This window comes from Bacillus sp. LQ01, from assembly GCF_057624735.1.
Map to the genome: position 1 here is coordinate 393,135 of NZ_JBYEZL010000002.1, position 13,147 is coordinate 406,281.

At 37.7% G+C, this 13,147-nt stretch carries 10 protein-coding genes and 1 other annotated feature; all 10 genes read left to right on the plus strand.

Annotated features, from left to right (window positions below):
- Window positions 1-75: 75 nt before the first annotated feature.
- The 10 genes from hemA (at window position 76) to AC22L0_RS14450 (ending at window position 13,011) form a co-directional block, all read left to right on the plus strand.
- Window positions 76-1,410: a glutamyl-tRNA reductase gene (gene hemA / locus AC22L0_RS14405; protein ID WP_000547867.1), complete on the plus strand. Its 1,335-nt coding sequence runs from the start codon at window positions 76-78 to the stop codon at window positions 1,408-1,410.
- Window positions 1,411-1,427: 17 nt separating this feature from the next.
- Window positions 1,428-2,261, plus strand: coding sequence for a cytochrome c biogenesis protein (locus AC22L0_RS14410; RefSeq protein ID WP_000008991.1), 834 nt, complete (start codon window positions 1,428-1,430; stop codon window positions 2,259-2,261).
- A gap of 15 nt (window positions 2,262-2,276) precedes the next feature.
- Complete coding sequence (gene hemC / locus AC22L0_RS14415; RefSeq protein WP_001226396.1) at window positions 2,277-3,206, plus strand: hydroxymethylbilane synthase; 930 nt, start codon at window positions 2,277-2,279, stop codon at window positions 3,204-3,206.
- A gap of 2 nt (window positions 3,207-3,208) precedes the next feature.
- Window positions 3,209-3,961, plus strand: coding sequence for a uroporphyrinogen-III synthase (hemD, locus tag AC22L0_RS14420; RefSeq protein ID WP_000992342.1), 753 nt, complete (start codon window positions 3,209-3,211; stop codon window positions 3,959-3,961).
- A 20-nt stretch (window positions 3,962-3,981) separates the two neighbouring features.
- Window positions 3,982-4,971: a porphobilinogen synthase gene (gene hemB / locus AC22L0_RS14425; RefSeq protein ID WP_001087065.1), complete on the plus strand. Its 990-nt coding sequence runs from the start codon at window positions 3,982-3,984 to the stop codon at window positions 4,969-4,971.
- Entirely contained in the window at window positions 4,971-6,260 is a 1,290-nt protein-coding gene (gene hemL / locus AC22L0_RS14430; protein WP_000712943.1) for a glutamate-1-semialdehyde 2,1-aminomutase, read from the plus strand. The genes hemB and hemL overlap by 1 nt, the downstream gene beginning before the upstream one ends.
- A gap of 79 nt (window positions 6,261-6,339) precedes the next feature.
- Window positions 6,340-7,356 carry a stage VI sporulation protein D gene (gene spoVID / locus AC22L0_RS14435; RefSeq protein ID WP_002062448.1) on the plus strand — a complete coding sequence of 339 codons (1,017 nt, stop codon included), beginning with the start codon at window positions 6,340-6,342 and terminating at the stop codon, window positions 7,354-7,356.
- Window positions 7,357-7,422: 66 nt separating this feature from the next.
- Window positions 7,423-8,448: a spore coat protein YsxE gene (gene ysxE, locus AC22L0_RS14440; protein ID WP_000350658.1), complete on the plus strand. Its 1,026-nt coding sequence runs from the start codon at window positions 7,423-7,425 to the stop codon at window positions 8,446-8,448.
- Between the two features lie 253 nt (window positions 8,449-8,701).
- Window positions 8,702-8,933, plus strand: a binding site (T-box leader).
- A 37-nt stretch (window positions 8,934-8,970) separates the two neighbouring features.
- Complete coding sequence (locus tag AC22L0_RS14445) at window positions 8,971-11,616, plus strand: valine--tRNA ligase (RefSeq protein WP_000072250.1); 2,646 nt, start codon at window positions 8,971-8,973, stop codon at window positions 11,614-11,616.
- Window positions 11,617-11,709: 93 nt separating this feature from the next.
- Window positions 11,710-13,011, plus strand: coding sequence for a bifunctional folylpolyglutamate synthase/dihydrofolate synthase (locus tag AC22L0_RS14450; protein WP_000582067.1), 1,302 nt, complete (start codon window positions 11,710-11,712; stop codon window positions 13,009-13,011).
- Window positions 13,012-13,147 lie beyond the last annotated feature (136 nt).

A 13,147-nucleotide genomic window follows, 5' to 3' on the forward strand; every position in this document is an offset into this window, starting at 1 on the left:
TGTCAGATTCATAAGAGGAAAGTTGTATTATGATAGTAGATAAAGTGATAAAACGGGTGAAGGGGGACATGCTGCGTGCATATTCTTGTTGTTAGTGTAAATTATCGAACAGCCCCTGTAGAATTTCGTGAGAAACTCACATTTCAGGCAGCAGAACTAGAGCGAGCGATGACTACATTACAAAATCAAAAGAGCGTGTTAGAGAATGTCATTGTATCAACTTGTAATCGCACTGAGATTTATGCTGTTGTCGATCAATTACACACGGGACGGTATTATATTAAGAAGTTTTTAGCTGATTGGTTTCAGCTTGAAATAGAAGAAGTCGCGCCATATTTAACTATTTTTGAACAAGATGGTGCAATAGATCATTTATTCCGCGTAACGTGCGGTTTAGATTCTATGGTAGTCGGAGAAACGCAGATTTTAGGTCAAATAAAAGATAGCTTTTTAGAAGCGCAACAAGTTAAAGCAACAGGCACAATTTTTAATGAATTGTTTAAGCAAGTCATTACATTAGCAAAACGTGCCCACTCAGAAACAACAATCGGGGAAAGTGCGATGTCTGTTAGTTATGCTGCTGTTGAGCTTGGAAAGAAAATATTTGGCGAGTTAACAGATTGTCATGTGCTTATTCTTGGTGCTGGTAAAATGGGCGAACTTGCACTGCAAAACTTATATGGAAGTGGTGCTCGTAAAGTAACAGTTATGAATAGGACGCTTTCGAAAGCAGAAGTAATGGCTGAGAAATATATGGGACATGCAAAATCGTTAAGCGAATTACAATGTGCATTATTAGAAGCAGATATTTTAATTAGTTCAACTGGTGCATCGGAGTATGTCATTACGAAAGAGATGATGACGAAGGTAGAGAAAATGCGCTCTGGTCGCCCTTTGTTTATGGTTGACATTGCAGTGCCACGTGATATTGATCCAGCGATTGATGAGCTAGAAGGTTCTTTCTTGTATGATATTGATGATTTACAAGGAGTAGTGGAGGCAAACCGTGCTGAGCGTTTGAAAGAAGCAGAGAAAATTCAATTTATGATTGAAGAGGAAATTGTTCTATTTAAAACGTGGTTAAGTACACTTGGTGTTGTTCCATTAATATCAGCTCTTCGTGATAAGGCACTTGCAATCCAAAGTGAAACGATGGTAAGCCTAGAGCGAAAAATACCAAACCTTAGTGATCGTGAGAAAAAAGTCATTAGTAAGCATACGAAAAGTATTATTAATCAATTATTAAAAGACCCAATTTTAGTAGCGAAAGAAATAGCTGCTGAAGAGGGAGCGAGCGAAAAATTAGCGTTATTTGCGAAGATTTTCGATTTAGAAACGGAAGACGTAGAGAGTTGTGCGGAAGAAGTAGAACATAAAAAAGTGTGGACACCATCCGTTCCATCTTTATAATTTGGAAGGATGATCGGATGAGTTTTTTAAATAACAGTATTATTTATCATATTGCAATTATTTTATATGCTTGTAGCATTAGTTTATATTTTATAGATTATTTCCAAAGTAACCGAAAGGCGAACCGATTTGCTTTTTGGTTACTTGCGATTGTATGGGTCCTGCAGTCTATTTTTATGTTGCTTAGGGCTACAGATTCAGAAACGAATCCTATTTTAACTTTATTATCAGGGATTTATTTTTATGTTTGGTTATTGATTACGATGTCGTTAGTCATTAATCGATTTATGAGAATCGACTTTTTAGTCTTTTTTACAAATGTTGTTGCATTTGGCGTAAGCGCTTTTTCTATTTTTACACCGCTCGGAAAGATGTCGCCAGTACTTGCGGAACAATTAGTTTCAGAACTTGTATACGTGCATGTCGGTATGGCAATTATTTCTTACGCAACGTTTACTGTATCGTTCATTTTTTCTATTATGTACTTATTACAATATCGCCTATTAAAAAAGAAAAAATGGAATGCGAGATTAAGAAGGTTAGGGAATTTACCGAAGCTAGAATCTATGTCTTACGGATTAAATTTATTTTCTGTTCCATTTTTCTTACTAGCAATTTTATTAGGATGTATATGGGGATATACAAAATTGGATAATTTCCATTGGTATGATACGAAAGTAATCGGATCTTTTGTCGTTCTATTTGTGTATTGCACAGGTTTATATTTACGAGCGGCAGATGTGTTGCAAGGTAAGAAAATTGTACAGTGGAATATCGGATCGTTTCTCGTAATGCTAGTAAACATTTTTCTATTAAGCAGTTTATCCAATTTCCACTTTTGGTATTTATAATGAGGAGAGAGAATTATGCGCAAAATTATTGTAGGATCACGAAAGAGTAAACTAGCATTAACGCAAACAAACTGGTTTATTGATCAGTTAAAAGCCCTAGGTCTACCATATGAATTTGAAGTGAAAGAAATTGTCACAAAAGGTGATGTTATTTTAGATGTTACTCTTTCAAAAGTAGGCGGCAAAGGCTTGTTTGTAAAAGAGATTGAACACGCGCTACTTACGAAAGAAATCGATATGGCTGTACATAGTATGAAAGATATGCCAGCCGTACTTCCAGAAGGTTTAATGATTGGCTGTACACCAAAGCGTGTTGACCCTCGTGATGCTTTTATCTCAAAAAATGGAGCATCGTTTAAAGAGTTAGCGGAAGGTGCTATTTTAGGTACGAGTAGTTTAAGACGTAGTGCACAGCTACTCGCTGCGAGACCAGATTTACAAGTTAAGTGGATTCGCGGGAATATCGATACACGTTTACGTAAATTAAAAGAAGAAGATTACGATGCGATTATTTTAGCGACAGCTGGATTACAAAGAATGGGCTGGGATGATGAAGTTATTACAGAACATTTAGATGAAGCGTTATGTGTACCTGCTGTAGGACAAGGTGCATTAGCGATTGAGTGTCGTGAGGATGATAAGGATTTATTGCAATTGTTAGCGCATATTAATGATACGATAACAGAAAGAACAGTGGCAGCGGAGCGAGTATTTCTTCATAAACTTGAAGGTGGATGCCAAGTTCCAATTGCTGGATATGCAACCCTTACAGAAAACGATGCAATCGAATTAACAGCTCTTGTCGGCTCTATGGATGGCTCTGTTTTATTAAAAGAGACAGTAGTGGGTACTAATCCTGAGGAAGTAGGATTAGAGGCCGCGGACCGTTTAATTAAGCAAGGCGCCAAAGAACTCATTCTTGCTGCAAATAAGGAGCAACAATAAATATGAACGCTCTCGCTGGAAAAACGGTATTGATTACACGTGCCCAGCATCAAGCGAAACAAATGAGTGTAGCAGTGAAAGAAAAGAGCGGAATTCCATTGGAAATTCCGCTTTTGCGTATGGAAGGTATGTCTCATAGGCAAATTCAACATATTGAAGAGCAGCTACATTCATACGACTGGGTTATTTTTACGAGCAGAAATGGTGTAGCTTTTTTTCTGGATAGTTTAAAAAAGAAACTACCACTAACCATTAAAATCGCTGCGGTAGGTGTGAAAACAAAATTAGAGTTAGAAAAAAGGGGCTATCAAGTTCATTTTGTTCCGACTTTATTTGTTGCAGAAGCATTTGCAGAAGAGTTTCTAAAAGAATTAAGTGGAAATGAACGTATTTTATTTCCGAAAGGGAATTTAGCAAGAGAGGTAATTCCGGTTGCACTTCGGGAAATTGGTATTTCTCTAGATGAGCTAACCGTATACGGTACGAAAGTGAATATAGAAAAAAAGCAAGAGCTTATAGCGGCATTGAAGTTAGGGAAAGTAGACATTATTACATTTACGAGCCCTTCAACTGTTACTAGTTTTGTTCGTTTACTTGAGGGTACAAACTGGAGAGAATGGACAAAAAAATGTACAATTGCTTGTATAGGACCTATTACGGAAAAAGAGGCAAGTCTTTATTTTCCGTCTGTTATTGTGCCGAAAGAGTACACTGTAGAAGCATTACTACAATGTGTTTGTGAATCTATAAAATGAAAGAATGGGGATAGAAATCTATGAACTCTTTACAATTTAATCGTCATCGTCGTTTAAGACAAAGCGGGGGCATGCGTGCGCTTGTGCGTGAAACGTTTTTACATACGGAAGATTTTATTTACCCTATTTTTGTATTAGAAGGTGAAAATGTTCGTAATGAAGTTCCTTCTATGCCAGGCGTATATCAAATGTCTTTAGATTTATTGCAAGCTGAAATGCAAGAAGTTGTTGATTTAGGTATTCGTTCTGTTATTGTATTTGGTTTACCTGCTGAAAAGGATGAAGTTGGATCATCAGCATATTGTGATCATGGAATTGTACAACGTGCTATTCAGCAAATTAAAGGTGATTTCCCTGAGCTAGTAGTAGTTGCAGACACATGTTTATGTCAATTTACAAGCCATGGTCATTGCGGTGTAATTGAAGATGGTATTATTTTAAATGACGAGTCTCTTGCAGTTCTTGCGAAAACAGCTGTAAGTCAAGCGAAAGCAGGAGCGGACATTATTGCGCCATCAAACATGATGGATGGCTTCGTAACAGCAATTCGCCATGCATTAGACGAAAATGGTTTTGGACACGTGCCAGTTATGTCGTACGCTGTGAAATATTCATCAGCATTTTATGGACCATTCCGTGATGCTGCGCACGGTGCACCGCAATTTGGTGACCGTAAAACATATCAAATGGATCCGGCAAACCGTATGGAAGCATTCCGTGAAGCAGAATCGGATGTAATGGAAGGTGCAGATTTCTTAATCGTAAAACCAGCTCTTTCTTACTTAGATATCGTTCGTGATGTGAAAAATAACTTTAATTTACCAGTTGTCGCTTATAATGTAAGTGGTGAATATTCGATGATTAAAGCGGCAGCGCAAAATGGTTGGATTAATGAAAAAGAAGTTGTTCTTGAAAAATTAATTAGTATGAAACGTGCAGGAGCAGATTTAATTATTACGTATCATGCAAAAGATGCAGCAAGATGGTTACAAGAAGGAGGCGCTAAATAATGAAAAAGTTTGATAAGTCAATTGCAGCGTTTGAAGAGGCGCAAGACTTAATGCCTGGTGGCGTAAATAGCCCGGTTCGTGCCTTTAAGTCTGTTGGGATGAATCCGTTGTTTATGGAGCGTGGAAAAGGCTCTAAAGTATATGATATCGATGGGAATGAATATATCGACTACGTATTATCATGGGGTCCTTTAATTCATGGTCATGCAAATGATCGTGTTGTAGAAGCGTTAAAATCTGTTGCTGAAAGAGGTACAAGCTTCGGTGCACCAACAGAAATTGAAAATAAATTAGCAAAACTTGTTATTGAGCGCGTGCCATCAATTGAGATTGTGCGTATGGTTAACTCTGGAACGGAAGCAACAATGAGTGCACTACGTTTAGCTCGTGGTTATACAGGTCGTAATAAAATCTTGAAATTTATCGGTTGTTACCACGGTCATGGTGATTCGTTATTAATTAAAGCTGGTTCTGGTGTGGCGACTTTAGGTTTACCAGATAGTCCTGGTGTACCAGAAGGTGTAGCGAAAAATACGATTACAGTAGCTTATAACGATTTAGAAAGCGTAAAATACGCGTTTGAACAATTCGGTGATGATATTGCTTGTGTAATTGTAGAACCAGTAGCAGGAAATATGGGGGTTGTTCCTCCACAGCCTGGATTTTTAGAAGGTCTTCGTGAAGTAACAGAACAAAACGGTGCATTGCTTATTTTTGATGAAGTAATGACAGGGTTCCGAGTAGCTTATAATTGTGGCCAAGGTTATTATGGCGTAACGCCTGATTTAACATGCTTAGGTAAAGTAATCGGTGGTGGTTTACCAGTAGGAGCATACGGTGGTAAAGCGGAAATTATGCGCCAAGTTGCGCCAAGCGGACCGATTTACCAAGCTGGTACTTTATCAGGTAACCCACTTGCAATGGCGGCAGGTTATGAAACGTTAGTACAGTTAACGCCAGAATCATATGTAGAATTTGAGCGTAAAGCTGAAATGTTAGAAGCTGGATTACGTAAAGCAGCTGAAAAACATGGCATTCCTCACCATATTAACCGTGCAGGCTCTATGATTGGTATTTTCTTTACAGATGAACCCGTTATTAATTACGATGCAGCAAAATCTTCAAACTTAGAATTCTTTGCGGCTTACTATCGTGAAATGGTAGAACAAGGTGTATTCTTACCGCCATCTCAATTCGAAGGTTTATTCTTATCGACAGCACATAGTGATGCAGATATTGAAGCGACGATTGCAGCAGCTGAAATTGCAATGTCAAAATTAAAAGCGTAATGTATTAGAGAAAATCGCTCTCCGTAAGGGGAGCGATTTTTTTTATTCATAAAGTAAGCTTTCCGCACATAAATCTGTAATGACATATAGTTTGGGAGGGGGAAAAGAAGTGGCTGCAGATCATTCATTACGATTTTCATTAAAAGAATCTGTGTGGTTCCAAAAAGGACAGGAAGTCGAAGAACTTTTGTCAATTTCGTTAGATCCAGACGTTGAGATAGAAGAGCTTGATCATGAAGTAATCGTGAGAGGACAATTAGATTTAACGGGAGAGTATGTTGCACGAAAAGATGATTCGGCGTATTCATTAAGAGAACTATCGCCAGCAAAGTCAATTGATTATGTAGAAACAAGAGAAGATGGGGTTAATGAACTTGTTCATTCCTTTCCACTTGAAATATCAATTCCGAGAAATCGAGTGAAAGTAATTGAAGAGCTATATGTATCAATCGAGGAATTTGATTATGAATTAAAGGAAAATGGTTGCTTACAATTATTAGCGGATATATCTATTACCGGTTTGTGTGATGAAGAGAGAAGCGAGGATGAAGTTGAAGAGGAAGAGGAAGAAACGGTGTATGCTGAGTTAGAAGAAGATTCAGCGCAAGAGGATGAAAATAGACCGGCGCCGCATGTAGAAGAACCAGCATATAAGGAATCAGATGAGTGGGAAGATTACGCATTTGAACCGTTCCAATTAGAGGAAAGAAAAGAGCAGGAATTAGAAGAAGAGAAAATAGAAGAACATGAATTTGTGGAACGTGAAGAGGAGCAAGAAACAACGCCACAATTTGAACTGTTCGGACGAAAAGATTTCAAGAAAGAAAAAGCGAAAAAGCAGGAAGAACAAGAAGAAGAGTACTCACAGCGAGATGAAAATGCGCTTTATTTAACAAAACTATTTACGAAAGAACCGGAAGAAGAATTTACAAAGTTAAGAATGTATTTCGTGCAAGAAGGGGATACAATTGAATCTATTGCAGACCGTTATGAAACGTCTGTACAAAATTTACACCGTGTCAATCAAACAGAAGATATATTTTTAAATACGGGGCAAATTATTTATATTCCCGTTTCAAGGGTAAAGACGAAATAAGGAAGTGAGTGTTTTCACTCACTTCCTTTCTTAGAGGCTATGTTTTGAATAGAAAGGGTTATTCGTATGGATATTGAGTTGCGAAATCACTATGAACCTATTGTGAGGCAATATAGATTGGATACGCAGCATATGGAAGAGCACGGAAATGTAATGAAAATTTATACGAATCAAGGTCCATATGCACTCAAGAAAATAGAAGGCAGAAAGTTAGAGCGGAATAACTTTCTGCATCATATTCAATATTTGAAGGAGAAAGGTTTTTCAAATTATGTACCTATATATCATGCGACGGATGGAAGTTATATTTTAAGTGACGGGACGTATAATTATTATTTAATGCCTTGGTTAGAACGTGCAGAAGGAAACGGTGAGGACAATGATCAATACCATAAAATGTTTCAGACACTTGGAACGTTGCATCAAAAAACTGTGAAGGAAGAAACGTATACGGAAGAAGATTTAGAAAAACATTATACAAGTATATCCGATCGTTGGGAAAATGATGGTGAGATGTTAGAAGAGTTTCTCGTAGAATCTGAATCAAAATGGTATATGTCCCCGTTTGAATTGCAATATTGTACGTACTATCATCATGTAATGAGAGCGCGTGAATTTGCAACGAAGCAATTAAATGAGTGGAACGATGCGATGAAAGAAAAAGAGAAAACGCGTATTACTTTTGTGCATGGTAATGTGTCACTTAATCATTTTTTATTTGACTATGAGCGGAATGGCTATTTTATTAGTTTAGAAAAATCGAAGTTTGCAACGCCTGTGCAAGATATAGTAGGTTTTTATTCACGGTCTTTAAACACATATCCAATCGCAAGAAGTGATCGGTTTGAATGGTTTCAAATGTATCAAAAAAATTTCCCTTTTACGAAAGAAGAGCAACTACTTATGTTTGCGTATATGACGTATCCATCGCAATTTATTCGGCAAATCCAGTCTTATAAGAAAAGAAGAGATAATCGCAACGAGGAAAATGAACTGCGCGGAGTAAAGAGTTTGCAACAATCGCATTGGCTCGTTAGCAATATAGAATATTTCCTGTCGCAATTACAAGCTGCCCAGCAAGGGAACGGATAAAGTAAAGGCATTCTCCGCTGATGATTAGCCTTCACCAATTGGGCGTTTACGGGCAGCAGGGCTCCCATCTAACTTTTTTGCTTCAGCTGAGTTTTGAGGTGGAGGTCTTACTGCCCGCAAATAGCGGGGGAAAGAAGATAAGTAGAGGATTCTACTTATCTTCTTTTTTTGCACGAAAAGCTGTAGTTTTAAATTTATCTTGACGAATAAGGTTTCGTTTTTTACACTATTGTATATAATAATTAACAATCATATAAATGCCTTGAAGGGGAAGAGTATAACATGAAACGTCTTCAGAGAGGAGAATCATTAGCTGAGAGATTCTCTAGATAGTTATGTTAGAAGGTAGCCCTGGAGCATCTTTTCTGAACGGAATAGTTCTTATTAGGAAAAGACGGATTTGTCCGTTATCAAATTAAGAGTATAAGCAAATTATGAATTTGTTTGTAAATAAAGGTGGTACCGCGATGTCCCTCGTCCTTTTTGGATGAGGGACATTTTTTATTTTAAGGAGGGAAAATAATGTCAAACACGGAAAAGAATTTACCAACTAAATATGATCATATGTCCGTTGAAGAAGGCCTTTATCAATGGTGGCTTGAAGGCAAATATTTTGAAGCAACAGGAGACGAGAAGAAACAACCGTATACAATTGTAATTCCACCTCCGAACGTAACTGGTAAGTTACACCTAGGTCATGCTTGGGATACAACTCTTCAAGATATTTTAACTCGTACGAAGCGTATGCAAGGATACGATGTACTATGGCTTCCAGGAATGGACCATGCTGGTATCGCAACACAAGCGAAAGTAGAAGGAAAACTTCGTGAAGAAGGTATTTCACGTTACGATCTTGGCCGTGAAAAATTCCTTGAAAAAGCTTGGGAGTGGAAAGAAGAGTACGCTTCTCACATTCGTCAACAATGGGGGAAAGTTGGTTTAGGACTAGACTATTCTCGTGAACGCTTCACATTAGACAAAGGTTTATCAGATGCGGTTAATAAAGTATTCGTTCAATTATACGAAAAAGGCTTAATTTACCGTGGTGAATATATCATCAACTGGGATCCAGCAACACGTACAGCTCTTTCTGATATTGAAGTAATTCATAAAGAAGTTCAAGGTGCATTCTATCATATGAACTATCCGTTAACAGATGGTTCTGGTCACATTCGTCTTGCGACAACTCGTCCAGAAACGATGCTTGGTGATACAGCAGTAGCAGTTCATCCAGAAGACGATCGTTACAAACATTTAATCGGAAAAACAGTTACACTTCCAATCGTAGGCCGTGAGATTCCGATTATTGCTGATGAGTACGTAGAAAAAGATTTCGGAACGGGCGTTGTAAAAATTACACCAGCTCATGACCCGAATGACTTTGAAGTAGGTAACCGTCATGACTTACCACGCATATTAGTAATGAACGAAGATGGAACAATGAACGAAAAAGCTGGTAAGTATAACGGTATGGATCGTTTCGAATGCCGTAAAGAATTAGTAAAAGACTTACAAGAAGCTGGCGTATTAGTAGAAATCGAGCCACATATGCATTCAGTAGGTCATAGTGAGCGTAGCGGTGCAGTTGTTGAGCCTTATTTATCAACACAGTGGTTCGTAAAAATGGCTCCACTTGCTGAAAAAGCAGTAGCGCTTCAACAAAAAGAAGAAGAAAAAGTAACGTTCGTACCAGAGCGTTTTGAAAACACATATTTACGTTGGATGGAAAATATTCATGACTGGTGTATTTCTCGTCAATTATGGTGGGGACACCGTATTCCAGCTTGGTACCATAAAGAAACTGGTGAAGTATACGTAGGTACAGAAGCACCAGCAGATATTGAAAACTGGAATCAAGATAACGACGTACTTGATACATGGTTCAGTTCAGCGTTATGGCCATTCTCAACACTTGGTTGGCCAAATGAAGATTCAGCAGATTTCAAACGTTACTATTCAACAGATGCACTAGTAACGGGTTATGATATCATCTTCTTCTGGGTATCTCGTATGATTTTCCAAGGTTTAGAGTTTACAGGAGAGCGTCCATTTAAAGATGTATTAATTCACGGTTTAGTTCGTGACGAGCAAGGTCGTAAGATGAGTAAATCTCTTGGTAACGGTATTGACCCAATGGATGTTATCGAGAAGTACGGTGCAGATGCAATGCGTTTCTTCTTATCAACAGGAAGTGCACCAGGTCAAGATTTACGTTTCAGCATGGAAAAAGTAGAATCCACTTGGAACTTCATTAATAAAATTTGGAACGCATCACGTTTCGTATTAATGAACATGGATGATATGAAGTATGAAGAAATCGATTTAACTGGTGAAAAATCAGTAGCAGATAAGTGGATCTTAACGCGCTTAAACGAAACAATCGAAAGCGTAACACGTAACATGGATAAATATGAGTTCGGTGAAGCTGGTCGTTCATTATACAACTTCATTTGGGACGATTTCTGTGATTGGTATATTGAAATGGCGAAACTTCCACTATACGGTGAAGATGAAGCAGCTAAGAAAACAACTCGTTCTATTTTAGCTTACGTATTAGATCAAACAATGCGTCTATTACACCCATTCATGCCATTCGTAACAGAGAAAATTTGGCAACATTTACCGCATGAAGGCGAGTCTATTACAGTAGCTGCGTGGCCAACAGTTCGCGAAGATTTACAAGATACGGAAGCTGCGGCAGAAATGCACCTTCTAGTTGATATCATTCGCTCTGTTCGTAACATCCGTGCAGAAGTAAATACGCCAATGAGCAAAAAAGTTCAAATGCAAATTAAAGCAAAAGATGAGGCTGTACTTGCTCAACTTACGAAAAACAGCTCTTACATTGAGCGTTTCTGTAACCCAAGCGAATTAACAATTCAAACAGACTTACAAGCGCCAGAAAAGGCAATGACTGCAATCGTATCAGGTGCAGAGTTATTCTTACCGTTAGCTGATCTTATCAATCTTGATGAAGAGAGAGCTCGTCTTGAGAAAGAACTTGAGAAGTTCGATAAAGAAGTAGAACGTGTACAGAAGAAACTTTCTAACCAAGGTTTCGTAGCGAAAGCTCCTGCAGCGGTTATTGAAGGAGAGCGTGCGAAAGAGCAAGATTACCTAGAAAAACGCGAAGCAGTTCGTCAACGTCTAGCAGATCTTGAAAAGTAAAAATGTTTTTAGAGACTCACTATATTGGTGAGTCTCTTTTCTTTGCGTATAATAGAACTATGAAAGTTGTCTATTGAAAGGGGAAAAACATACGTGATACATACATACGAAGAAGCGATAGGGTGGATCCATAGCCGATTGAAATTTGGAATTAAACCAGGATTAGAAAGAATGAGATGGATGTTAGAAGAACTTGGAAATCCAGAGCGTCATATAAAATGTGTTCATCTTGCTGGTACAAATGGAAAAGGTTCAACGTTAACATATATGCGTTACATGTTAGAAGGCGCGAAATATAAGGTAGGAACGTTTACCTCTCCTTACATCGAATCATTTAATGAACGCATTAGTGTGAATGGAACACCAATTGCAGACGAAGAGATTACTGAACTTGTAAAGATGGTAAAACCAGTCGTTGAAAAACTAGATGAAACGGATTTAGGGGAAGCGACAGAGTTTGAAATTATTACTGTTATGGCGATTTGCTATTTCGGTAAAGTCAATTTCTGTGATGTTGTTTTATTTGAAACAGGGCTTGGTGGACGTTTTGACTCTACCAATGTTATACACCCTGTCCTCACGATTATTACGAATATCGGTCACGATCATATGCATATTTTAGGAAATACACTAGGGGAAATTGCATATGAAAAGGCGGGGATTATTAAGTCTGGCGTGCCGGTAATTACTGGTGTACAAGATGAAGAAGCTTTGCAAGTCATTCAAAATGTTGCAAAGGAAAACCATGCAAACTTATACGAACTTAGCAAGCATTTTACAGCGTTACATAAACAGTCTAATGAAGATGGGGAACAGTTTGATTTTACTTGTCCTTTTTCCGCATTTGAAGATTTGCAAATCTCAATGAAAGGCATTCATCAAGTAGGAAATGCAGCGTTAGCACTTATGGCAGTAATGTATGTAAAAACATATTTATCATTTTTAATTGAGGAAGAGGAAATAAGAACGGGATTACTGGAAGCATATTGGATTGGGCGCTTTGAAAAGCTGCAAAGTAACCCGGATATTATTATAGATGGTGCTCATAATCCAGAAGGTATCGAAAGCCTTGTGAAAACAGTAGAAGCGCATTACAAAGATAAAAATGTAATAGTGTTATTTACTGCCCTTGGTGATAAACAATTACATAACATGGTAGGCCAATTAGAAACCATTGCAGATGAAATTATTTTTACAACATTCGCCTTTGATCGTGCTATTTCTGCTGACAAGCTTGCATCATATTCACAGAAAGAATCAAAATTAGTTTTTGAAAATTGGAAAGAGGCAATTGATACAAAAGTTGAAAAGATAGCAGAAAATGATGTTTTTATCATAACGGGTTCTCTTTATTTCATTTCTGAAGTACGAAAATATATTCGCGAGAAAAACTAGATAGTCTTTGCTATCTAGTTTTTTTGTTCTACAAATGAAGTCAAATGCATACATATAAGATAAATATATAGGGTTATTTGGCGAATTCCTCTGACAAATATCTCGTTTTTTTATGAAATGAATATGATATGATGCG

Excerpts from the sequence above, each read along its gene's own strand:
- hemL (WP_000712943.1), top strand. The coding sequence starts at position 4,971 with ATGAAAAAGTTTGATAAGTCAATTGCAGCGTTTGAAGAGGCGCAAGAC.
- AC22L0_RS14410 (WP_000008991.1), top strand. The coding sequence starts at position 1,428 with ATGAGTTTTTTAAATAACAGTATTATTTATCATATTGCAATTATTTTA.
- AC22L0_RS14445 (WP_000072250.1), top strand. The coding sequence starts at position 8,971 with ATGTCAAACACGGAAAAGAATTTACCAACTAAATATGATCATATGTCC.
- hemB (WP_001087065.1), top strand. The coding sequence starts at position 3,982 with ATGAACTCTTTACAATTTAATCGTCATCGTCGTTTAAGACAAAGCGGG.
- hemD (WP_000992342.1), top strand. The coding sequence starts at position 3,209 with ATGAACGCTCTCGCTGGAAAAACGGTATTGATTACACGTGCCCAGCAT.
- hemC (WP_001226396.1), top strand. The coding sequence starts at position 2,277 with ATGCGCAAAATTATTGTAGGATCACGAAAGAGTAAACTAGCATTAACG.
- ysxE (WP_000350658.1), top strand. The coding sequence starts at position 7,423 with ATGGATATTGAGTTGCGAAATCACTATGAACCTATTGTGAGGCAATAT.
- spoVID (WP_002062448.1), top strand. The coding sequence starts at position 6,340 with ATGACATATAGTTTGGGAGGGGGAAAAGAAGTGGCTGCAGATCATTCA.